Genomic DNA, 20,748 nt, shown 5'->3' with positions numbered 1-20,748 from the left:
CCTGCCGATGACCCAGGCCCAGCTGGAGGCCCTCCTGCAGCGGCTCACCGAGCGGCTGGCCGTGGCGATCCAGGCCGAGCCGTTCGACCTGCGGATCGGCCAGCAGGTCGGCGCCGAGCTGGTCGAGGCGCACATCGCCTCGGCGGAGGGGCTCGGCCGGACCATCGAGGTCATCCAGCTCCGCCTGGTCCGCGACCTCGGACTGGTCGCCGACGACGTCGAGGACCGGATGGCCCGGCTGCTGGCCACCGTCGCCACCGGGTACGCCCGCGCGCTGCGCGACCGGACGCTGGACGAGCAGGAGGCCATCCGGCGGGCCGCGATGATGGCCCGGGCGCACGCCGAGCGGGCGCTGCGGGACAGCGAGGCGCGGTTCCGGCACCAGGCGACCCACGACCCGCTGACGGACCTGCCCAACCGCACCCTGTTCACCGAGCGGCTCTCCGCGGCCCTCGACGAGCCGGGCCGGGGCGCCGACCGGGTCGGGGTCTGCTTCCTCGACCTGGACCGGTTCAAGGTGGTCAACGACTCGCTCGGCCACCAGGTCGGCGACGGGCTGCTGGTGTCGGTGGCGCAGCGGCTGCGCCGGGCCCTCGGCGAGCACCTGGTGGCCCGGCTCGGCGGGGACGAGTTCGTGATCCTGGTCGAGCGCACCGGCTGCACCGACGACGCGGTCAAGGTCGCCGAGGCGGCGCTGGCCGCGGTCAGCGAACCGGCCCTGGTGGACGGGCACGAGCTGACCATTTCGGCGAGCGTCGGCATCGTCGAGCGGCAGGTGGCCGGCACCTCGCCCGGTGAGCTGATGCGGGCGGCCAACAGCACGCTTCACTGGGCCAAGGCGGCGGGGGGCGCCCGCTGGGTCCTCTTCGACGCCGACCGCAACCGCCGGGAGCTGGCCCGGTACGCCCTCGCCGCGGCCATCCCCACCGCCCTGGACCGGGGCGAGTTCTTCCTGGACTACCAGCCCCTCACCTCGCTGCGGGACGGGCGGGTGCTCGGCATGGAGGCGCTGGTCCGCTGGCGCCACCCCCAACTGGGCGTGCTGCGGCCGGACAGCTTCATCGGGCTGGCCGAGGAGACCGGGCTGATCGTCCGGCTCGGCGGCTGGGTGCTGGCCGAGGCGTGCCGGGAGGCGGCGAGCTGGTCGACCGGGCACGACGACCCGCCATTCGTCAGCGTCAACCTCGCCGTCCGGCAGTTGCACCGCCCGGGCCTGGTGCAGGAGGTGCAGGGCGTGCTGCGGCGGACCGGGCTGCCGGCGCGGCGGCTCCAGCTGGAGATCACCGAGAGCACGATGATGAGCACGGTCGAGGAACCGGTCCGGGCCCTGCGGGTGCTGGCCGACCTCGGCGTCCGGATCGCCATCGACGACTTCGGCACCGGCTACTGCAATCTCGCCTACCTGCGGGAGCTGCCGGTGGCCGAGCTGAAGGTGGCCGGCGAGTTCGTCACCGGGCTGCGCGCCCCGGCGACCGATCCGGGCAGCCGTACCGACGAGCGGATCCTCGCCTCGCTGGTGTCCCTCGCGCACGCCCTGGACCTAACCGTCACCGCCGAGGGCGTGGAGACCGCCGACCAGGCCGACCGGCTGCGGGCGATCGGCTGCGACGCCGGCCAGGGCTGGCACTTCGGCCGCCCCGCACCCGCCGACCGGTTCCTGGCCCGGCTGGACTGATTCGGGGCTCCCTGGCCGCCGCGCGCCGCAGCCTGGCGATCCCGCGGCCCGTGGTGCCCGGACACCGCGACAACGGCATCCCCGGTGGTTGCGGCGTCCTCAGCCGGCGAGCAGGGCGGCCATCCGCTGCGCCTGGGTCTCCCAGCGCCACTCCCGCTCCACCCAGGCCCGCCCGGCCGCACCGAGCTGGCGGGCCAGGTCCCGGTCGGCGAGCAGCGTCGCCACCCGGTCGGCGAGCTGGGCGACGTCCCGGCCGCGAACCACGTAGCCGGTCTCCCCCTCGCGGACCGCGTCGGGCGCCCCGCCGGAGTCACCGGCCACCACCGGCAGTCCCGCCGCGCTGGCCTCCAGGTAGACGATCCCGAGGCCCTCGACGTCCAGGCCGCGGTTGCGGGTGCGGCACGGCATCGCGTACACGTCGCCGGCCGCGTAGTGCGCCGGCAGCTCCGCCGACGGCACCGTGCCGGTGAAGACCACGTCCCGCTCCACCCCGATTTGCCGGGCCAGCTTCTCCAGGCTCGCCCGGTAGGGACCGCCGCCGACGATCAGCAGCGCCGCGTCCGGCACCCGCCGGCGGATCTCCGGCATCGCCCGGATCAGCATGTCCTGGCCCTTGCGCGGGACCAGTCGGGACACGCAGACCACCACCGGCCGGTCGGCCAGGCCCAACCGGATCCGCACCGGCTCCCCGTCGACGGACGGGTGGTAGGTGTCCACGTCCACCCCCGGCGCCAGTCGGCGCAGCTCGGTCACCCCGTCGAGCACCCGAGCGAGCCGGACCCGGGTGTACTCCCCCAGGTAGGTGGTGACGTCCAGGCCCCGACCGATCCGGCGCAGCGCGGTGCGGGCGCCGGGCAGCGCGGCCCAGCCGGCCTCGTGGCCGTGGGTCAGCGCCACCGCTCGCCGGATCCCGGCCCGCCGGCGCAGCCCGGCCGCGAGCAGCCCCAGCGGGGCCGCCGCGCCGAACCAGACCGTGTCGCAGTCGTACGCGCGGGCCAGCTTCGCCGCCCGCCGGGCGATCAGCGGCGTGGGCAGCAGCACCTTGGTGCGTTCCCGGACCACCTCGAAGGGCTGGTCGGCATCGAACTTCTCGGCGCCCCGCCAACTCGACGCGTACACCACCACCGAGCCGACGGGCTGGCGCACCGCGAGCTGGTGCACGAAGGACTGGATGCCGCCGGGGCGGGGCGGAAAGTCGTTGGTGACCAGCAACGTCCGGCTCATCGGCCGCTCTCCCTGGCGTAGGCGCGGGCGGCGGCCATCCGCTCCACGGTGGACGGGTGCGACGCCGACCAGAGGTACTCCCAGCGGGGCGGGTCGGGATCAGCCAGGTTCACCCCGGCCAGCCGGCGCTGCATGGCCTCGAAGGTCGCCGGGTCGCCGGTCAGGGCGAGCGCGTGCGCGTCGGCCCGGGCCTCGACCCGCCGGGAGACCAGCGCCTGGACCGGCGCGGCGAGCAGCCCGACGACCGTGACCAGCGCGATCAGCAGCGGGAAGGCGCGCGGCTCGGCCACCGAGTCGACCCCGGCCAGCCGCAGCAGCGGCGCCCAGGAGCCGATCAGGTAGAGCGCGACGACGGCGAGGGCGGCGCCGAGCGCCCCGGTCAGCGTGCCGACCCAGACGTCGCGGTCCTTCGCGTGCCCCAGCTCGTGGGCGACCACGCTGGTCACCTCGGCCGGGGTCGCCTCGCGCAGCAGGGTGTCGTAGACGACCACCCGCCGGGTCGGCCCCAGCCCGGAGACGTACGCGTTGACCGCCCTGGTCCGCCGGGACGCGTCGGCGACCAGCACGTCGCGTACCGGCACGCCGTCGCGGGCGGCGAGGCTGGTCAGCTCGGTGCGCAGCGGGCCCGGTTCCATCGGGGTGAACCGGTTGAAGACCGGCTCGACCAGCACCGGCAGCACGAACGACAGCAGCACCACCAGGCCGGCCGCGCCGGCCGCGCCGAACGCCCACCACCAGCGCGGGGCGAGCCGGACGACGGTGTAGAAGCCGAGCAGCGCGAGCCCGCCGATGACCGCGCTGACCGCGTACGACTTGAGCAGGTCGACGGCCCAGCCGCCCCAGCCCTGGGTGCTCAGCCCGTACCGGGTCAGCACGGTCTGCCGCCAGGCGGCGAACGGCAGGGTGAGCAGGTCGGCGAGCAGCATCACGGCCAGCCCGCCGAGCACCGCCCGGGCGGTCCAGTGGCCGCCGAACGGCCGGCCGGCCAGCTCGACCAGCCGGCTGCCGAGCGGGGTCAGCCCGAGCAGCAGGGCCACCGCCAGGCCGAGGGCCAGCGCGCCGTACCCGCCGGGGCGCAGCGCCGCGTGGAAGGCCCGACCGCGGGCCACCTGGTCGACCGGGAGGGACCGCAGCGCGGCGAGCTGGTCGGCTCGGGGCGCCGGCGGGCGGTGCCAGGGGATCAGCACGGCGCCCGCGACGAGCAGCACGACGGCCAGGCCGACCAGGGTCAGCAGCGCCCAGCCACGCGGGCTCACGGGGCGGCCTCGCGGAGCAGGCCGGCACCCGACATGCCGGGCGTACCGGCCCGGCCGCTCACCGCGGCCACCATCGCCCCGCCGCTGCGCCGTACCCGCGTCATGCCGCTCCTCCCGCCGTGAGCGCCCATCCTATGGCCCGCGGCCCGCCCACTGTCCCGGGCGTCACAGGCCGCTGGCCCGGCAACCGCCGGGCACTGCGGGAAGCCGGGTCAGGCGACCCGGCGTCGGCGGGCGGGGCGCGGCCGGGCCGGCACCGCTGGGGCGACCGGCGGCGGCAGCACCTCCACCTCGAAGCCGGCGCGGGCGAACACCTCGATCGCCCGGTGCTCGGCGGCGCCGAGGTCGGCGGCCGGCGCGCCGGTGTCGAGCAGCGCGGTCACCAGGCAGCCGGAACAGCCCGCCCCCCGGATCCCGCACCTGTCGCAGTCGATGAGCATGAACGCCTCCTGACGCGGTCGGCGGAGGCGGATGGGACGCCCGTCGTCGTCACCCGACCACCGTCGGTCACGTCGACGCTAGGCGAGGGGTATGACAGAAACGGACAACGAGGTCGCAGCCATCCCGAAAGCGATCAAGCGCAGTCAGGAGCGGGCCAGCCGGCGCAGCAACGAGTCGGCGCCGAGCGGGTACGCGCCGTGCCGGCGTACCCCGTCGGCGACCTCGCGGTCGGAGGAGATCACCACCACCGGCCGGCCGGTGGGTTCGGCGCGGACCAGCCGGCGGATCAGCTCGTCGGCGGTCTCGCCCTTATGGGAGAAGAGCACCCGCACCCCGCGCGGCGTGGGCGGCAGGCCGTGCATCCGCTCGGCCCCGTCGAAGACCACGGTGACCTCGTCCCCGGTCTGCGCGGCGATTCCGCCCAGGCCGGTGATCAGCCGCTTGCGCTGCTGCTCCAGGGACATCTCGCCGAAGCCGCGCTTGGTCACGTTGTAGCCGTCGACGACCAGGTGGGCCCGGGGCAGGGCGAGCAGCTGGTCCAGCCGGGCCGGGTCGTCGGTGTCCCGGGCGCGGGCGGCGGCGCCGGCCGGGGTGGTGGCCGACTGGTCGGCGAAGGCGTCCGCGACGAAGTCGGCCGGCAGCTTGTCGACCGGGTCCAGGGCCAGCTCGCGGCGCAGCCCGACGGCCGCCTGGCCGATCGTCTCCAGCAGCAGCCAGAGCCGCGCTTCGTCGATCGAACGCGCCTCCTTGGCAGTGGCCCGGGCGGTTCCCGCCGCCGACTCCGCCTCGGCCAGCCGGGCCCGGGCCCGGCGCAGCTCCGCCTCCGCGTCCGCGGCGGCGCGGGTGGCCCGGCCGCGCTCGGTGGCCAGCAGCTCGTTGGCCCGCCGCTCCCGGGCCTGGGTCTCGCGCAGCGTACGGCTGAGCTGCCGGGACTCCTCGCGGAGCTGGCCCAACTCCTCCCGGACCCGGGCCAGCTCGTCGCGGAGCTTCTCGGCCTCGACCCGGGCCACCGCCCGGTCGTGCTCGGCGCGGGTGGCCCGCTGCTCGGCCTCGCGGACCAGCTCGGCCACCACCGCGCTGTCCGCCTCGGCCCGGACCGCGGCACCGCTCGCCTCGATCAGCTCCCGCCAGCCGCGGGGCCGGGCGAGGTACGCCAGGGCGGCCACCTCCACCGGGTCGGCGGCGGCCGGGGCGGTCCCCTCGACCACGGCGTCGCCCAGGTCGCCGGCGTCGGCCAGCACGCGCGCGGTGACCCGCTGCCGGAACAGCGGGTCGGCGGTGAGCTGGGCGGCGATCGCCGGCGCGCCCAGCCGGGCCCGGCGGTTGGGGGCGAACTTGGCCACCCGGCGCAGCGGAACGGGCACCTCGTCGGTGGGCATCGCCGGCAGCACCGCGGCGGTGAGTGCCACGATCCGCTGCCGGACCGGCTCGGGCAGGGTCGGCTCGGGCTCCGGCGGGGCGAACTCGCTCTCCCCCGGCGGAGGCTGCGCGACGCCGGTCGGACCGGCGGCGAGGTCGTCCGCGTCGCCCCCCACGGCGTCCCGCTCGGCCGCCATCGACCCCTCCTCCGGGAGGTGGTCGTCGTGCGGCTCGGTGAGGGGCATGTGGCAAGTCTCCCACCGCGAACGGGCCCAGCGCCCAGTGAGTGAGCCGATCTCTCATCCTAGTGCGGTGTCCACTGATGTTCACGGGTGTCCGGTGGGTGTTGTGGATCCTCGCCGTGGGGGCGAGCGACTCCCCACCACCGATGGGTGGGGCGGGCCTCCGGCACTAGCCCCGTGGTGACTGCTGGGACGGCTGAGACGCAAGTGTCGGACCCGACCGCTAGCGTGCCGCGGGTGGCACGAGCGGAGTACGTCCAGGAGGCGCTGGCCGGCCTGGACCGGACGGCGGGCGCCGGGGTGGACCCGGCCCTGCCGCTGTACGCGACCACCTTCGTGGTGGTCGACCTGGAGACCACCGGCGGCGCGCCGGACGGCGGCGGGATCACCGAGATCGGCGCGGTGAAGGTGCGCGGCGGGGAGCAGCTGGGGGTGCTCGCCACCCTGGTCAACCCGGGGGTGCCGATCCCACCGTTCATCACCGTGCTGACCGGGATCACCCAGGCCATGCTCGTCCCGGCACCGCCGATCGAGCAGGTGCTGCCGAGCTTCCTGGAGTTCATCGACGACGCCGTGCTGGTCGCCCACAACGCCCCCTACGACGTGGGCTTCCTCAAGGCGGCCTGCGCGAAGCACGGCTACCGCTGGCCCAACCCGCGGGTGCTGGACACCGCGGCGCTGGCCCGCCGGGTGCTCACCCGCGACGAGGTGCCCAACCGCAAGCTCGGCACCCTCGCGGCCTACTTCCGCACCGCCACCCAGCCGACCCACCGGGCGCTCGACGACGCCAGAGCGACCGTGGACGTGCTGCACGGGCTGATCGCCCGGCTGGGCGGGCACCGGGTGGACACCGTCGGCGACGCGATCGAGTTCGCCCGGGCGGTCACCCCGACCCAGCGCCGCAAGCGGCACCTGGCGGAGGGGCTGCCCAAGGTCCCCGGGGTGTACATCTTCCGGGCCGCCGACGACCGGCCGCTCTACGTCGGCACCTCCGGTGACATCGCCACCCGGGTGCGCAACTACTTCACCGCCGGGGAGAAGCGGGCCCGGATCTCCGAGATGCTCGCCGCCGCCGAGCGGGTCGAGGCGGTCGAGTGCGCCCACCCGCTGGAGGCGGAGGTCCGCGAGCTGCGGCTGATCGCCGCGCACGCGCCGCCGTACAACCGGCGGTCGAAGCATCCGGAGCGGATGGTCTGGCTCAAGCTGACCGACGAGGCGTACCCCCGGTTGTCGGTGGTGCGCAACCTGGCGCCGACCGACACCGCGTACCTGGGGCCGTTCCGCTCCAAGCAGGCCGCCGAGCTGGCGGCGGCGGGCTTCCACGACGCCGTCCCGCTGCGCCAGTGCACGCACCGGCTGTCGCGGCGCACCACCATGCCGGCCTGCGCGCTGGCCGAGCTGGGTCGCTGCCCGGCACCCTGCGAGCATCGCATCACCCCCGAGGAGTACGACCACCGCGCCGCCGCCCCATTCCGCACCGCGACCACCAGCGACCCGCAGGTGGTGGTGGACGCCCTGCTGGCCCGGATCGAGGTGCTCTCCCGCGACCAGCGCTACGAGGAGGCGGCGGTGGTGCGGTCCCGGCTGGCGGCCGTGCTGCGCGCCACGGTCCGGATGCAACGCCTGGTCGGGTTGACCCGGATCGCCGAACTGGCCGCCGCCCGGCGCGCCCCGCAGGGCGGGTGGGAGCTGGCCCTGGTCCGGCACGGCCGGCTGGCCGGCGCCGGGGTGTCCCCGCCGGGTGTCCATCCGCGACCGACCCTGGAGGCGATCCGGGCGACCGCCGAGACGGTGCTGCCGGGCCACGGCCCGGTCCCCCGCGCCTCGGCCGAGGAGACCGAGCGGATCCTGTCCTGGTTGGAGCGACCGGAGACCCGACTCGTGGAGATGTCCGCCGGCTGGGCCTCGCCGGTCACCGGTGCGGGCCGCTTCCGGGACCTGTTGGCCAAGGCGGAGAACGGCGGCTCCCACCAACTCTCGACCGAACGCTCATGACCAAGTGACCGATCGGACTACGTCGACTCCCTTAGGCTGTTAAGGAAGTGCAGTCCTGCCCGTTTCGCGGGCCTGCTCCCGATCGTCGGTGACGGCGACCGTGGGGCCGGGGTGAGGAGGTGTCCCAGGTGGACGTCGACGCCGGACACGGCGCCGCCCTGGGTGGTGCCCTTCCGACCCAGCCCGGCGAGCTGCCCCTGACCCGCCGGCTGCGCTCGCTGCTCACCTGGCCCACCAACGACACCGATCCGGTCAGCGCGCTGGTCCGGGCCCACCGGAGCATCCACGCCAGCGCCGACTCGTCGGTGCTGCGCCGCGCTTACACCATCGCCGAGAACATGCACCGCGGGCAGTTCCGCAAGAGCGGCGAGCCGTACATCACCCACCCTCTCGCGGTCGCCCAGATCTGCGCCGACCTCGGCATGGACACCATCACCCTGGTCGCCGCGCTCCTGCACGACACCGTGGAGGACACCCGCTACACCCTGCAGGCCCTCGCCGAGGACTTCGGCCGGGAGGTGGCCCACCTGGTCGACGGGGTGACCAAGTTCGACAAGGCGTTCTACGGCAAGGCCGCCGAGGCGGAGACCGTCCGCAAGATGATCATCGCGGCGGGCAAGGACGTCCGGGTGCTGATCATCAAGCTGGCCGACCGGCTGCACAACATGCGGACCCTCGGCGTCCGGTCCGCCGCCTCCCGGGAGCGCATCGCCCGCAAGACGCAGGAGGTGCTGATCCCGCTCTGCGACCGGCTCGGCATCCAGACCCTCAAACGCGAGCTGGACGACGTGGTGCTGCTGCACCTGCAGCCCGACGAGCACGCCCGGATCGCCCGGCACGTGCACGACCGGCCGGGCTGGGACGCGTACCTCGACGACGTGGTGGCCAGCGCGAAGGCGGCGCTACGGCGCAACCGGGTGGACGCCGAGGTGTCCCCCCGCCCCCGGCACCTCTACTCGATCTGGAAGGACACCGTCGCCGGCGGCCACGCCGCCCCCTTCGACCTGCCCCGCATCGCGATCGTGGTGGCGGGCCCGGCCACCGACTGCTATGCGGCGCTCGGCGCGGTGCACGGGCTCTGGCGCCCGATGCCCGGCCGGTTCAAGGACTTCATCGCCTCGCCGAAGAACAACCTCTACCGGTCGCTGCACACCAGCGTCCGCGGCCCGCAGGACCGTACGGTCGAGGTGCTGATCCGGACCGAGGAGATGCACCGCGCCGCGGAGTACGGCATCGCCGCCCACTACCGCTTCCCCCGCGCCGCGGGTCGGGCGGTCGACCGGACCGACGAATTGAACTGGCTGCGCCGCGTCCTGGACTGGGAGCAGGAGGCCGTGGACCCGGCGCAGTTCCTGGAGTCGCTCCGCTGCGACCTGGCCGAGGCGCAGATCCAGGTGGTCGCCGATGGCCGGCAGGTCGTCCTTCCCGCCGGGGCGACGCCGGTGGACCTGGCGTACGAGCTGGGCACCGAGCGGGGTGACCACTGCCTGGCGGCGCGGATCAACGGCCGGTTGGCGCCGCTCTCCTCCGAGTTGGAGGATGGCGACGTAGTGGAGATCTTCACCGAGTCCGACGCGGAGAGCGGCTTCGAGGCCGACACCGCACCCCGGGGACCCCGCCGGGAGTGGCTCGGCTTCGTCAAGTCGCCGCACGCCCAGATGCAGATCAACCGCTGGTTCGCCGAGCACACCGAGCCGGGCATCTCGATCGCCGACAAGGTACGCCTCGGCCGCGCCACCATCGGACTGGCGCTGCGCAAGCACAACCGCGGGCTGGCCAGCGACCTGCCACTGCTGCGGCTGTCGGAGGAGCTGGGCTACCCCGACCTGGAGACCCTGCTGGTGGCCGTCTTCGACCGCGCGGTCGAACCGGACGCGGTGGTCCGCCAACTCATCGACCTCGTCGACCACCGGCAGTAGCCGAACGCCCCTCGCACGGCCGGCCCGGGCGGCCACTAGCCTGAAGGCATGATCCCCCGCGCGCGTGCCACCGGACGGGCCCTCGGCTACCAGGTCTTCTACCGGCTCCCCGTCCCGCTGCGCCGCCGGCTGGTCCGGCTCGCCGTGCCGAAGTACATCGTCGGGGCGGTCACCCTGGTCCGGGACGCCGAGGCGGAGGGACCGGGCCGACTGCTGCTGCTGCGCCAGCCGCCCGGGTACAGCTGGACGCTGCCGGCGGGGCTGTTGCAACGCGGCGAGGCGCCGGTGGTCGGCGCGGCCCGCGAGCTGTTCGAGGAGTCCGGCATCCGGGTCACCCCCGAGCAGCTCCGCCCGGCCGTGCCGAACGCGGTGGTGCACGCCAAGGGCTGGGTAGACGTGGTCTTCGAGGTGGCGGTGCCGGCGTCGACCACCGAACTGGTGGTCGACGGCGCGGAGGTCTTCGAGGCGGCCTGGCACCCGCTGGACGACCTGCCCCGGCTGAGCCGGGCGACGGCCGGTCTGCTGGGCCGGTACGGCATCGGCCCGGAAGCCGGGCAGCGTCCACCGGCCACCTCGCCGGGAGCGTGACCGGCTCCGGGCGGGGCCCCGGCCCCACCGCCTCCGGCCCCGTCCCGCCCGGCGGCCGGCCCGAGCCGGCAGGCACGTCCCGTACCGCGGGCGCGAGCGGCACCGGCAGCCTGGGTGACACCGTCGGGCCGGCCGGTCGGGGCTGGCGGGCGGACGTCGAAGTCTGCGCGGTGGTGCTCGCGGCGGGCGAGGGCACCCGGCTGCGTCCGCTGACCGCGCGGCTGCCCAAGGCGCTCTGCCCGGTCGGCAACGTGCCGCTGCTCGACCGCGCCCTGGCCCGGCTGGCCGGGCTCGGCCTCGCCGGGCCGGACCAGGTCGCCGTCAACGCGTGCTACCTGGGCCACCAGGTGGTCGACCACGTCGGCGGACGGGCCCACCTGTCGGTCGAGCCGGGCGATCCGCTCGGCACGGCGGGGGGCCTGGGCAACCTGCGGGACTGGATCGCCGGCCGCGGCGTCCTGGCGGGCAACGCAGACGCGTACCTGGCCGACCCGCAGGCCCCGCCCGGGCCGGACATCGCCGCGCTGCTGGACGGCTGGGACGGGCGGAGCGTACGGCTGCTCGGTCAGCCGGCCGACGACCCGGCGGCGCCCGGGACCTTCGGCGGCCACCGCTTCGTGGGTTTCTCGCTGCTGCCCTGGCGGCTGGTCCGCGACCTGCCGCCCACCTTCGGCGACCTGGTCCGGACAGTGTGGCGCCCGGCGGAGGCGGCCGGCGCCCTGACCGTGGTGCCCTACCGGGGCACCTTCTACGACACCGGGACTCCGGCCGACTACCTCGCGGCCAACCTCCACGCAGCCGGGGACGGCAACCTCGTCGATCCGACCGCGACGGTGACCGGGCCGCTGCGCCGGGCGGTGGTCGGCGCCCGCGCCACGGTGGCCGGCGCGGTCACCCGGGCGGTGGTCTGGCCCGACGCCACGGTCGGCGCGGACGAGCGGCTCACCGACGTCATCCGGGCCGGGGGCGACCTGACAGTCCGCGCCGGCCGGATCGACCAGCCGGAAACGGCGTGACCGGGCGAGCCTCTAGCATGGGCCACGACGCCGACGAACGGAGAAATGTCCCGTGATCACCGCGATCGTGCTGATCGACTGCGCCACCGACTCCATCCCCGAGGTGGCCGAGACCCTGGCCAATCTCCCCGGCGTCAGCGAGGTCTACTCCGTGGCTGGGCACGTCGACCTGATCGCCATGGTGCGGGTCCGCGAGTTCGAGCAGATCGCCCAGGTCATCGCCGGCAGCATCTCCAAGGTCTCCGGCGTGCTCAACACCGAGTCGCACATCGCGTTCCGGGCCTACTCCCAGCACGACCTGGAGGAGGCGTTCGCGATCGGGCTGGCCAACGCCGACTGAACCAGAACGCGCCGGGGCCGGCCCGCCCCGAAGGGCGGACCGGCCACCATCGGCCGTGCGACGTCAGCTGATGCTCGGTGCCGGCGTCTCAGTGGTGCCCGGGGTCGGGGACTCGGTGGTGCCGCCCGGAGCCGGGGTCTCGGTGGTGTTGCCCGGGGCCGGCGTCGAGGTGCCGCCCGGGCTGGGCGTACCGCTGGCGCTGGTCTGCGGGACCGGGACGCCCAGGGTCTGGGCCAGAGCCACCAGCGCGTCATAATGCGCCTGGAGCGTCGGCAGGGCGTCCTGCGCCAGCTGGACCACGGACTGCTCGGAGCCCTGCGAGATCTCCGTCTGGGTGGCCTGGATGGCCTGGACGTGACCGGCCAGCTGGCTGGTCACCCACTGCCGGTCGAACTCCTCGCCGCTGGCGTTGTTCAGCCGGTCGATGACGGCCTGCTGATCGGCGCTGGGCTCCTTCGGCAACTGGACGTTGAGCTGCTGCGCAATCTGCTGCACCGTCTGGTCGAGCTGGGTGTGGTCGGTCTTGAACATCGCACCCAGGTCCTTGACCTGCTGGTTCTGGCCCTTCTGCTGGGCCAGGTCACCCGCGGTGATCTCGAACAGGTTGACCTGGTGCACCGCCTGCAGGTACTGGGTGTCCTGCGTGGACGGCTGTGCCGCGGCCTGCGCCGCCGCTGCGGGCGCCAGCCCGACCACCACCAGGGCAGCCAGCAGCCCGAGGCGTTTGATTCCCAACATGTTTCCCCCCCTTTTTCGTTGGACCGCACGGATACCCGGCTGACCGGGGTTATTCCTGCGATTCCACCCGTCCGTGTCGGAGGCGACACGCGCGCACAGCGGGACCGGCGGACGGCACTGGCGCGACGGGGACGGGGGACGACGGGGACGGTACCGGCCACCGTGGCCGGAAACGGACGTGGCGCCCGCCGGAAATCCGGCGGGCGCCACGGTCGGGCGGGTCGGGCGGGTCAGCGGCGGCTCTCGCCGCTGCCGACCTCCGCCCGTTCCGGTCGGGGCTCGACCGGCGGGTGACCCGGCGAGACCGGCGCCTCGGCCGGCCGCTCGATCGGGTAGAAGAAGCCCCGGACGGCCGGGCCGAGGGCACCGAGCCGGTTCATCTTCTTCGGCACCACCCAGCCGACGTAGTCCAGCTCGCCGTGCCCGTCGTGGCCGTCGACCGCGGTGAGCGGCTGGTGGACCTCGACGAACCGGCCGTCCGGCAGCCGCCTGATGATGCCGGTCTCCACACCGTGCGCCAGCACCTCACGGTCGTGCTGCTGGAGCCCGAGGCAGAGGCGGTAGGCGAGGTAGTACGCCAGCGGCGGGACGATCAGCAGACCGATCCGGCCCGCCCAGGTCATCGCGTTGAGGCTGATCTGGAACTTGTCGGCGATCACGTCGTTGCCGCCGGAGAGGGTCAGCACGACGTAGAACGCGACCGCCATCGAGCCGGCGGCGGTCCGGGCCGGCACGTCCCGGGGCCGCTGGAGCAGGTTGTGGTGCTTGCGGTCCTTGAGGTGCCGCGCCTCCAGGAACGGGTAGAACAGCGAGATCCCGACCAGGATGCCCGGCAGCACGACCGTCGGCCAGAACAGCGGCGGGATGACGTAGCCGTTGCCGATCGGGATGGTGAGCTGCCAGGCCGGCATGAGGCGGGTCGAGCCGTCGAGGAACATGACGTACCAGTCGGGCTGGCTGGCGGCGGAGACCACCCACGCCTCGTACGGGCCGAAGTACCAGATCGGGTTGATCTGGAAGAGGCCACCCATCAGCGCGATCACGCCGAAGACGACCATGAAGAAGCCGCCCTGCTTGAGCGCGTAGCGCGGGAACATCCGCTCGCCGACCACGTTCTCGTTGGTCCGGCCGGGGCCGGGCCACTGGGTGTGCTTCTGCTTGAAGACCAGGCCCAGGTGAACGGTGATCAGCGCCACCAGGAGGGCCGGGATGAGCAGCACGTGGGCGATGAAGAACCGGCTGATGATGATCTCGCCGGGGAACTCCCCGCCGAAGATCGACGAGGTGACCCAGGAACCGATCACCGGGATCGACAGCATGATCGCCGAGGCGATCCGCAGACCGGTGCCGGAGAGGCCGTCGTCCGGCAGCGAGTAGCCGGTGAAGCCGGCCAGGAAGCCGACCCAGAACAGCAGCGAGCCGATGATCCAGTTGGTCTCCCGCGGCTTGCGGAACGCGCCGGTGAAGAAGACGCGCAGCATGTGCACCACGATCGCGGCCATGAACAGCAGCGCCGCCCAGTGGTGCATCTGCCGCATGACCAGGCCGCCCCGGACGTCGAACGACAGGTTCAGGCTCGATTCGTACGCGGCCGACATCGGCGTGCCCACCAGCGGGGCGTAGCTGCCGTCGTAGACGACCTCGGTCATCGCCGGCTCGTAGAAGAAGGTCAGGAAGACACCGGTCAGCAGCAGCACGACGAACGAGAAGAGCGCGATCTCGCCGAGCAGGAAGGACCAGTGGTCCGGGAAGACCTTGTTGAGTAGCTTGCGCAGCGGGGTGGCGACCTGGAATCGGTCGTCCACCGCCCCGGCGGACTTGCCCGGCAACGCTGCTACGTCAAACTTTCGGCGCTTCATGGCCGCTCCCAGAAGTCGGGACCGATGGTTTCGGTGTAGTCGGACTTCGCCACGAAGAAGCCCTCCTCGTCCACCTCGATCGGCAGCTGGGGCAGCCGCCGGCTCGCGGGGCCGAAGATCGGGCGGGCGTTGTCAGTAATGTGGAACTGCGACTGGTGGCACGGGCACAGCAGCCGGTTGGTCTGCTGCTCATAAAGACTAGCCGGGCAACCAGCGTGGGTGCAGATCTTGGAGAACGCCGCGAAGTTGCCCCACATGTAGTCGGCGTGACCGACCTCCGGCCGCGCGTTGGCCGCCCGGGACTTCTGCGCGTCGTCCTCGCGCAGGTGGATCAGCAGGGTCGGCGAGTCGGCGTGCTTGTTGCTCACGCCGTCCTTGATACCGGGGAAGACGGTGATCTGGCCGCCCGGGCTGACGTCCGCCGGGCGGATCGGCCGGCCGTCCTCGCGGACCAGCCGGATCTTCGTCTTGCCGCCATCGGCCGGCGCGAAGCCGGTGGTGAACATCTGGTTGTCCTTGTGCGGGTCGGCGATCAGGCCACCGACCAGCGGCGCCGCGACGACCGCGCCGACCGGCGCGAGGCCGGCGAGCAGCGAGATGCCGAGCAGCGGCCGGCGGCGGATACCCATCTCGTCGGCCATGTAGAGCATCGTCTCGCCGGTGATCCGGCGATCCTCCGGTGATCCGGGCTGGTCGTGCCGGTCCTGGATCGAGACCTCCTTGGGCAGCAGCTTCTTGCCCCAGGTGAGGATGCCGAAGCCGATGGCGAGGAGCGCGATGCCCAGGGTGAGACCGAGCAGCGGGGTGTAGAACTTGTCGCCGCCGCGACCAGGCTCCCACTGCCACGGCCACCAGATGTAGATGACCAGGAAGGCGGTCGCGGCCAGACCGGTCAGCAGGAAGAACGACGCGACCAGGCGGGTCAGCCGGCGCTCGGCCTTGGTGCCCGGGACCACCTGCGGCTCGTAGTGGACGATCTCGATGTCGTCCCGCCGGGCGCCCTCCTGGACGACTTCGAACCGGGATACCCGGGGGTCCAACACGTCGAGCGGCTCCCGACCCTGCGGGGCCTGGTGCTCGGTGTGGGTGCTCATGCCGTCACCTCGCTACGGGCGGTGCCGGAGGCCGACACCACAGCACTGAAACGAATGATCCGTCCGGTCACGACTTGCCCGCAATCCACAGGCTCGCGAAGACCAGCGCGACGATGCCGATCAGGAAGGCCGCCAGACCTTCGGTGGACGGCCCGTACCGGCCCAGGCTGAAACCACCCTGGTCCTGGTTGTTCTTCAGGTTCTCCTGGATGTAGGCGATGATCTGAGCCTTCTGCTCGGGGCGCAGCTGGTTGTCGCCGAACACCGGCATGTTCTGCGGGCCGCTCAGCATCGCCGCGTAGATCTGCCGGTCGCTGGCCGGGCGCAGGCTCGGGGCGTACTTGCCGGAGGAGAGGGCACCGCCGCCACCGCCGAAGGCGTGGCACTGCGAGCAGTTGATCCGGAACAGCTCACCGCCGGCGGCGACGTTCGCGTCCTTGTGCAGGTCGTTGCCCGCGGGGACCTGCGGACCGCCGCCCAGCTCCTGGATGTACTGGCCGAGCTGGCGCACCTGCTCGTCGGAGAACTGCGGCGGCTTCCGCATGGCCTGGGCTTCCTGCCGGGCCATCGGCATCCGACCGGTGCTCACCTGGAACTCGACCGAGGCCGACCCGACCCCGATCAGGCTCGGCCCGCGTCCCTCGACACCCTGGGCGTTGCGACCGTGACAGGTCACACAGCTCACGTCGAACAGCGCCTTGCCCTCGCCGGCGGCGGCGCTCAGCGGAGGGTTTTCCTGTGCCTGCACGCCGGGAGCGAAGACGGTGTAGGCGCCGCCGGCGAGCGTCAGCGCGGCGATCAGCCGGACCGCGGCGCCCAGCCGGCGGCGGCCCCTGCTGCGCGCCACGGGCCGCCCGCGCAGGCGCGCGAGCAGACCGCGTCGGCGGTCGTTGTCAGAAGTCATGACCTGTGTCCTTAACCGGTTGGACCTTGTCTCAGGGGACGGAGCAGCGGCGCGGTTCGTGACGCGCCAAGATCACTGAAGCCAGTAGATCATGGCGTAGAGGCCGATCCACACGACGTCGACGAAGTGCCAGTAGTACGACACGACGATCGCCGACGTGGCCTGCGCCGGGGTGAACCGGCCCATGGTGGTGCGGATCATGAAGATGATGAAGGCGATGAGACCGCCCGTCACGTGCAGGCCGTGGAAGCCGGTGGTGAGGTAGAACATCGACCCGTAACCGTCTTCGTTGATCTTCACGCCCTCGTGCACCAGGTTGCGGTACTCGTTCGCCTGGCCGAGCACGAAGATCAGGCCCATCACGAAGGTGATCGTGAACCAGCGCCGCAGGGCGTGGACGTCACCCTTCTCGGCCGCGAAGACACCGAGCTGGCAGGTCACCGAGGACAACACCAGGATCACCGTGAAGGTGGTCGCGTACGGGATGTTGAGAATCTCGGTGTGCTTCTCCCACTGCTCAGGCGCCGCCGCGCGGATGGAGAAGTACATCGCGAACAGCGCCGCGAAGAACATGAGTTCGCTGGAGAGCCACACGATCGTCCCGACGCTGACCATGTTGGGTCGGGTCAGGGAGTGGATCCGGCTCTTGTCAATGGCTGGGGCCGCAGTCACGCGGTCATTATTGCCCTTGACCGGGACCGGCGATCAGCGGGGTGGCAAACCCCCACCTTCCGTGGCCCGACCGGGGTGGTCCGGTTCGCCTGGCCTACCCTGAAAAGCGTGCTGCATGTCGATCCGATCTTCGCCGCCACCTCGGTCACTCCGTCGACCCTCGCGGCGGGGGGCGAAGCCGTCCCGCCGCCCTTCGACATCACCCGGGTGTTCACCGGGACGCGGGTGGACAGTTGGCTCGCCCTCGGGCTGGTCGTGGCCGCCGGGCTCTACCTCTACGGGGTGTACCGGCTGCGGCTGCGCGGCGACCGCTGGCCGGTCCTGCGTACGGTCAGCTTCCTCGGCCCCGGCCTGGGCGGCATCGCCTCGGTCACCGTCAGCGGGCTGCACGCGTACGACACCGCGCTGCTGTCCGTGCACATGATCCAGCACATGGTGCTGTCGATGGTGGCGCCGATCTTCCTGGCCCTGGGCGCGCCGGTGACGCTCGCCCTGCGCACGCTGCCGGTGCGCCCGCGCAAGCGGCTGCTCGCGATCGTGCACAGCCGGATCGCCCGGATCTACAGCTTCCCGCTGGTGGCGTTCGCCATCTTCGTGGTGAACCCGTTCGCGCTCTACTTCACCGACCTGTACCACTTCACCCTGCAGCACGAGTGGGCCCACGAGCTGGTGCACGCGCACTTCATCATGACCGGCTGCGTGTTCTTCTGGCCGCTGGTCGGGTTGGACCCGCTGCCCGGGCGCTGGCCGTACCCGGCCCGGGCGTTGCTGATGGTGCTCTCCGTGCCGTTCCACACCGTGCTCGGGCTCACCATCATGCAGAGCACCACGCTCTTCGGCGGCGACTGGTACCCGTCGCTGAACCTGAGCTGGTCGAACCCCTGGGACGACCAGGTGGTCGCCGGCGGCGTGCTCTGGGCCGGCGGAGAGTTCGTCAGCGTCACCATGCTGGCCGTGCTGGTCGTCCAGTGGGTGAAGCAGTCCGAGCGCGAGGCCCGCCGGGTGGACCGCGAGCTGGACCGCCAGGAGGCGCTCCAGCGCGCCGCGGAATCGGCCGCCTGACCTCCACCCGCGGGTACGCCCGGCCGCGCGCGGGGCGGCTCTCCCCGTGCGATGTGACGACCGCTACGATCAGCGGGCAGCTACGAGGTGGGAGCCAAGCCAGCCATGAGTGAGCGCAGCGAACGAATCATCAGGCTCAGTGCGACGGTGCCTCATGACGGCCCGGAGCGAAGCGGAGTGCCGGCATGAGCGATCGTCTTTGCACCGTCCTGCTCTACAGCGACGACCCGAAGGTCCGTGACCGGATGCGGCTGGCTGTCGGCACCCGGCCCGCGCCGGGCCTGCAGATCGAGTTCGTCGAGGCCGCCGACTACGCCGCCTGCGTCCGGCTGGTCGACGACTACGAGATCGACCTGCTCCTGCTCGACGGCGAGGCGACCCCGGGCGGCGGCATCGGCATCGCCCGGCAGATCAAGGACGACCGGGACGACGCCCCGCCGACCTGCGTGGTGATCGCCCGGGCGGCCGACCGCTGGCTGGCCGCGTACGCCGAGGTCGACGCCACGCTGGTGCACCCGCTCGACCCGGTGACCACCGGCACCACCGTCGCCGAGCTGCTGCGCCGGACGCCCGCCGCGGCCTGAGCCACCCCCTCGGCGCCACGGCATCGCGGCCGTGGCGCCGACATCGTTCCCCACCCGCATCCCCATGCCCGCTCGGGAGGCCCGCCATGGGCGAACGGACCTGGCCACTGCTGCTCAACGCGCTGCTGCGCGGCGAGGAGCTGACCACCGCCGACACCGCCTGGGCGATGGACGAGATCATGACGGGCGCGGCCAGCCCGGCGCAGGTCGCCGGCTTCGCCGTGGCGTTGCGGGCGAAGGGTGAGACCCCGGCCGAGCTGGCCGGCCTGGTCGAGGCGATGCTCGGCCGCTCCGTCGAGGTGGTGCTCCCCGAGGAGCTGCGCCGCACCGCGCTGGACGTGGTCGGCACCGGCGGTGACCTCGCCCACACCGTCAACATCTCCACCATGACCGCCCTCGTGGTGGCCGGCGCCGGGGTCCGCGTGGTCAAGCACGGCAACCGCGCCGCCTCGTCCTCCTGCGGCACCGCGGATCTGCTGGAGTATCTCGGCGTACCGCTGGACCTGGGCCCGGAGCAGGTCGCCCGGTGCGTCGAGGAGGCCGGCATCGGCTTCTGCTTCGCGGCCCGGTTCCACCCCGGCATGCGGCACGCCGGTCCGGTCCGCCGGGAGATCGGCGTGCCCACCGCGTTCAACTTCCTCGGCCCGCTGACCAACCCGGCCCGCCCCCGGTCCGGCGCGGTCGGCTGCTTCGACCTGCGGATGGCCCCGGTGATGGCGGCCGTCTTCGCCGAGCGGGGCGACTCGGCCATCGTGATGCGCGGCGAGGACGGTCTGGACGAGTTCACCACCGCCGCGCCGACCCGCGTCTGGGTGGCCCAGCAGGGCACCGTCAGAGAGGCGCTGCTGGACGCGGTTGACCTCGGGGTACCCCGGGCCACCCTGGCGGATCTGCGGGGCGGGGACGCGACCTACAACGCCGGGGTCGCCCGCCGGCTGCTGGCCGGCGAGACCGGCCCGGTCCGGGACGCCGTACTGGTGAACGCCGCCGCGGCGCTGGCCACCCAGGGGCCGCTGGACGGCGATCTGACCGCGGCGGTGCGCGCCGGGATGGCCCGGGCCGCCGAGTCCATCGACTCCGGCGCCGCCGCCGGCACCCTCGACCGCTGGCTCGAGATCGCCCGCTCGCTCTGACCCGCCCGGCTCCCCCGGCCCGGCCTCCTCGGCCGGCTGCTGTCGGGGGTGGGTGCTACCCAGGAACGGTCGCTCGGGCAGCGGTGGACACCGTTGCCGGGCGCGCGACGGTCGGGTCCGCTCCGGAAACTGTCGGACCGGCGTGCCAAACTACACGGGAGTAATTTCCGTTTTCCGCCGATGGCGGCGCTGCCCGGCAGCGAACACCAGAACGAGAGGAGACGCCCGTGTCGGACCGCGAGCTCTACTGCGACACCTGCGAGGGCGTTCAGCCGTTCGAGACCCCGCCCTGCGTCGACGGCCACGGCGTCGATTGCCCCGAGCTGGTCTGCGTCGGCTGCGGCACGGCCCTGCTGATCGCCACGTTCGCCTTCCGCGCCCCGCGCCTTCACGCCCGGCGTCCCGGTCGGTCGACGCCCCACCGCCGAGCCGCCTGACCCTGAGCCGGTCGGCCCGACCCCGGGCCGGTCGCCGGACCCGGGCCGCTTCCTCGACCCAAGGCCACTCGCTCAGCGCGCCAGCGAACCCGCCTCGGCCGACCCCACCACACCGCCGAAGCGGAGTGGATCAAGCCATCCCCCCGCCGATCGCCGTGTGGGGGGAGAAAGCCGAACGGCCCGCGTCCGGCGAGGACGCGGGCCGTTCGA

General features: G+C 73.2%; 19 protein-coding genes. 10 read left to right on the top strand and 9 right to left on the bottom strand.

Translation table 11 applies throughout. The features are described from left to right. Positions 1-7 precede the first annotated feature (7 nt). Positions 8-1,675: a putative bifunctional diguanylate cyclase/phosphodiesterase gene (locus tag I8N68_RS10310; protein ID WP_200209852.1), complete on the top strand. Its 1,668-nt coding sequence runs from the start codon at positions 8-10 to the stop codon at positions 1,673-1,675. 99 nt (positions 1,676-1,774) lie between these two features. Here the strand turns inward: I8N68_RS10310 and I8N68_RS10305 are convergent, their stop codons facing one another. The 4 genes from I8N68_RS10305 to I8N68_RS10290 form a co-directional block, all read right to left on the bottom strand. Continuing rightward, on the bottom strand, positions 1,775-2,899 hold the full coding sequence (locus I8N68_RS10305; RefSeq protein ID WP_200209673.1) for a glycosyltransferase family 4 protein: 1,125 nt from the start codon (positions 2,897-2,899) through the stop codon (positions 1,775-1,777). Continuing rightward, positions 2,896-4,155 carry a M48 family metallopeptidase gene (locus I8N68_RS10300; RefSeq protein ID WP_200209672.1) on the bottom strand — a complete coding sequence of 420 codons (1,260 nt, stop codon included), beginning with the start codon at positions 4,153-4,155 and terminating at the stop codon, positions 2,896-2,898. The genes I8N68_RS10305 and I8N68_RS10300 overlap by 4 nt, the downstream gene beginning before the upstream one ends. Positions 4,156-4,367: 212 nt before the next feature. Continuing rightward, complete coding sequence (locus tag I8N68_RS10295) at positions 4,368-4,595, bottom strand: hypothetical protein (RefSeq protein ID WP_200209671.1); 228 nt, start codon at positions 4,593-4,595, stop codon at positions 4,368-4,370. A gap of 144 nt (positions 4,596-4,739) precedes the next feature. Continuing rightward, entirely contained in the window at positions 4,740-6,200 is a 1,461-nt protein-coding gene (locus I8N68_RS10290; protein WP_200209670.1) for an NYN domain-containing protein, read from the bottom strand. Between the two features lie 234 nt (positions 6,201-6,434). Here I8N68_RS10290 and I8N68_RS10285 point away from each other — a divergent pair, with 234 nt between their 5' ends. The 5 genes from I8N68_RS10285 (at position 6,435) to I8N68_RS10265 (ending at position 12,055) form a co-directional block, all read left to right on the top strand. Continuing rightward, positions 6,435-8,192, top strand: a complete 1,758-nt coding sequence (locus tag I8N68_RS10285; RefSeq protein WP_200209669.1) for a DEDD exonuclease domain-containing protein — start codon at positions 6,435-6,437, stop codon at positions 8,190-8,192. Between the two features lie 128 nt (positions 8,193-8,320). Then, a complete protein-coding gene (locus I8N68_RS10280; RefSeq protein WP_200209851.1) occupies positions 8,321-10,111 on the top strand; it encodes a RelA/SpoT family protein in 1,791 nt (596 codons plus the stop codon). A 48-nt stretch (positions 10,112-10,159) separates the two neighbouring features. Beyond that, entirely contained in the window at positions 10,160-10,699 is a 540-nt protein-coding gene (locus I8N68_RS10275) for an NUDIX hydrolase (protein WP_200209668.1), read from the top strand. Positions 10,700-10,809: 110 nt separating this feature from the next. Further along, entirely contained in the window at positions 10,810-11,715 is a 906-nt protein-coding gene (locus tag I8N68_RS10270; RefSeq protein ID WP_234039357.1) for a nucleotidyltransferase family protein, read from the top strand. Positions 11,716-11,767: 52 nt separating this feature from the next. Further along, a complete protein-coding gene (locus I8N68_RS10265; RefSeq protein WP_200209667.1) occupies positions 11,768-12,055 on the top strand; it encodes an Lrp/AsnC family transcriptional regulator in 288 nt (95 codons plus the stop codon). A 63-nt stretch (positions 12,056-12,118) separates the two neighbouring features. Here I8N68_RS10265 and I8N68_RS10260 read toward each other — a convergent pair whose 3' ends face one another. From I8N68_RS10260 to ctaE, 5 genes are all read right to left on the bottom strand, one after another. Beyond that, positions 12,119-12,793: a DUF4142 domain-containing protein gene (locus I8N68_RS10260; RefSeq protein WP_200209666.1), complete on the bottom strand. Its 675-nt coding sequence runs from the start codon at positions 12,791-12,793 to the stop codon at positions 12,119-12,121. 230 nt (positions 12,794-13,023) lie between these two features. Beyond that, a complete protein-coding gene (gene qcrB / locus I8N68_RS10255) occupies positions 13,024-14,652 on the bottom strand; it encodes a cytochrome bc1 complex cytochrome b subunit (RefSeq protein ID WP_200209665.1) in 1,629 nt (542 codons plus the stop codon). Continuing rightward, positions 14,649-15,746 (bottom strand): cytochrome bc1 complex Rieske iron-sulfur subunit, encoded by a 1,098-nt coding sequence (qcrA, locus tag I8N68_RS10250; protein WP_200209664.1) that lies wholly within the window; start codon positions 15,744-15,746, stop codon positions 14,649-14,651. The genes qcrB and qcrA overlap by 4 nt, the downstream gene beginning before the upstream one ends. Before the next feature lie 67 nt (positions 15,747-15,813). After that, positions 15,814-16,650, bottom strand: a complete 837-nt coding sequence (gene qcrC / locus I8N68_RS10245; RefSeq protein WP_200209663.1) for a cytochrome bc1 complex diheme cytochrome c subunit — start codon at positions 16,648-16,650, stop codon at positions 15,814-15,816. 72 nt (positions 16,651-16,722) lie between these two features. Continuing rightward, on the bottom strand, positions 16,723-17,322 hold the full coding sequence (gene ctaE, locus I8N68_RS10240) for an aa3-type cytochrome oxidase subunit III (RefSeq protein ID WP_200209662.1): 600 nt from the start codon (positions 17,320-17,322) through the stop codon (positions 16,723-16,725). Positions 17,323-17,430: 108 nt separating this feature from the next. Between ctaE and I8N68_RS10235 the strand changes: the two genes are divergently transcribed. The 4 genes from I8N68_RS10235 (at position 17,431) to I8N68_RS10220 (ending at position 20,538) form a co-directional block, all read left to right on the top strand. Continuing rightward, a complete protein-coding gene (locus tag I8N68_RS10235; protein WP_200209661.1) occupies positions 17,431-18,384 on the top strand; it encodes a cytochrome c oxidase assembly protein in 954 nt (317 codons plus the stop codon). Positions 18,385-18,569: 185 nt separating this feature from the next. Further along, positions 18,570-18,968 (top strand): response regulator, encoded by a 399-nt coding sequence (locus I8N68_RS10230; protein ID WP_200209660.1) that lies wholly within the window; start codon positions 18,570-18,572, stop codon positions 18,966-18,968. An 86-nt stretch (positions 18,969-19,054) separates the two neighbouring features. Then, positions 19,055-20,101: an anthranilate phosphoribosyltransferase gene (gene trpD, locus I8N68_RS10225; RefSeq protein ID WP_200209659.1), complete on the top strand. Its 1,047-nt coding sequence runs from the start codon at positions 19,055-19,057 to the stop codon at positions 20,099-20,101. Positions 20,102-20,328: 227 nt separating this feature from the next. Next, positions 20,329-20,538, top strand: a complete 210-nt coding sequence (locus tag I8N68_RS10220) for a hypothetical protein (RefSeq protein ID WP_200209658.1) — start codon at positions 20,329-20,331, stop codon at positions 20,536-20,538. Positions 20,539-20,748 lie beyond the last annotated feature (210 nt).

The sequence above is a fragment of the Micromonospora coerulea genome (assembly GCF_016598485.1).
GTDB lineage: Bacteria > Actinomycetota > Actinomycetes > Mycobacteriales > Micromonosporaceae > Micromonospora > Micromonospora coerulea.
Note: the sequence above shows the minus strand (reverse complement) of the source record. Positions and strands in the feature narration are given on the sequence as shown.

Bases quoted from the DNA above. Each gene is read 5' to 3' on its own strand.
- I8N68_RS10295 (WP_200209671.1), bottom strand. From the start codon at position 4,595: ATGCTCATCGACTGCGACAGGTGCGGGATCCGGGGGGCGGGCTGTTCC.
- I8N68_RS10310 (WP_200209852.1), top strand. From the start codon at position 8: ATGACCCAGGCCCAGCTGGAGGCCCTCCTGCAGCGGCTCACCGAGCGG.
- I8N68_RS10275 (WP_200209668.1), top strand. From the start codon at position 10,160: ATGATCCCCCGCGCGCGTGCCACCGGACGGGCCCTCGGCTACCAGGTC.
- qcrC (WP_200209663.1), bottom strand. From the start codon at position 16,650: ATGACTTCTGACAACGACCGCCGACGCGGTCTGCTCGCGCGCCTGCGC.
- I8N68_RS10230 (WP_200209660.1), top strand. From the start codon at position 18,570: ATGAGCGATCGTCTTTGCACCGTCCTGCTCTACAGCGACGACCCGAAG.
- qcrA (WP_200209664.1), bottom strand. From the start codon at position 15,746: ATGAGCACCCACACCGAGCACCAGGCCCCGCAGGGTCGGGAGCCGCTC.
- trpD (WP_200209659.1), top strand. From the start codon at position 19,055: ATGGGCGAACGGACCTGGCCACTGCTGCTCAACGCGCTGCTGCGCGGC.
- I8N68_RS10260 (WP_200209666.1), bottom strand. From the start codon at position 12,793: ATGTTGGGAATCAAACGCCTCGGGCTGCTGGCTGCCCTGGTGGTGGTC.
- I8N68_RS10305 (WP_200209673.1), bottom strand. From the start codon at position 2,899: ATGAGCCGGACGTTGCTGGTCACCAACGACTTTCCGCCCCGCCCCGGC.
- qcrB (WP_200209665.1), bottom strand. From the start codon at position 14,652: ATGAAGCGCCGAAAGTTTGACGTAGCAGCGTTGCCGGGCAAGTCCGCC.
- I8N68_RS10290 (WP_200209670.1), bottom strand. From the start codon at position 6,200: ATGCCCCTCACCGAGCCGCACGACGACCACCTCCCGGAGGAGGGGTCG.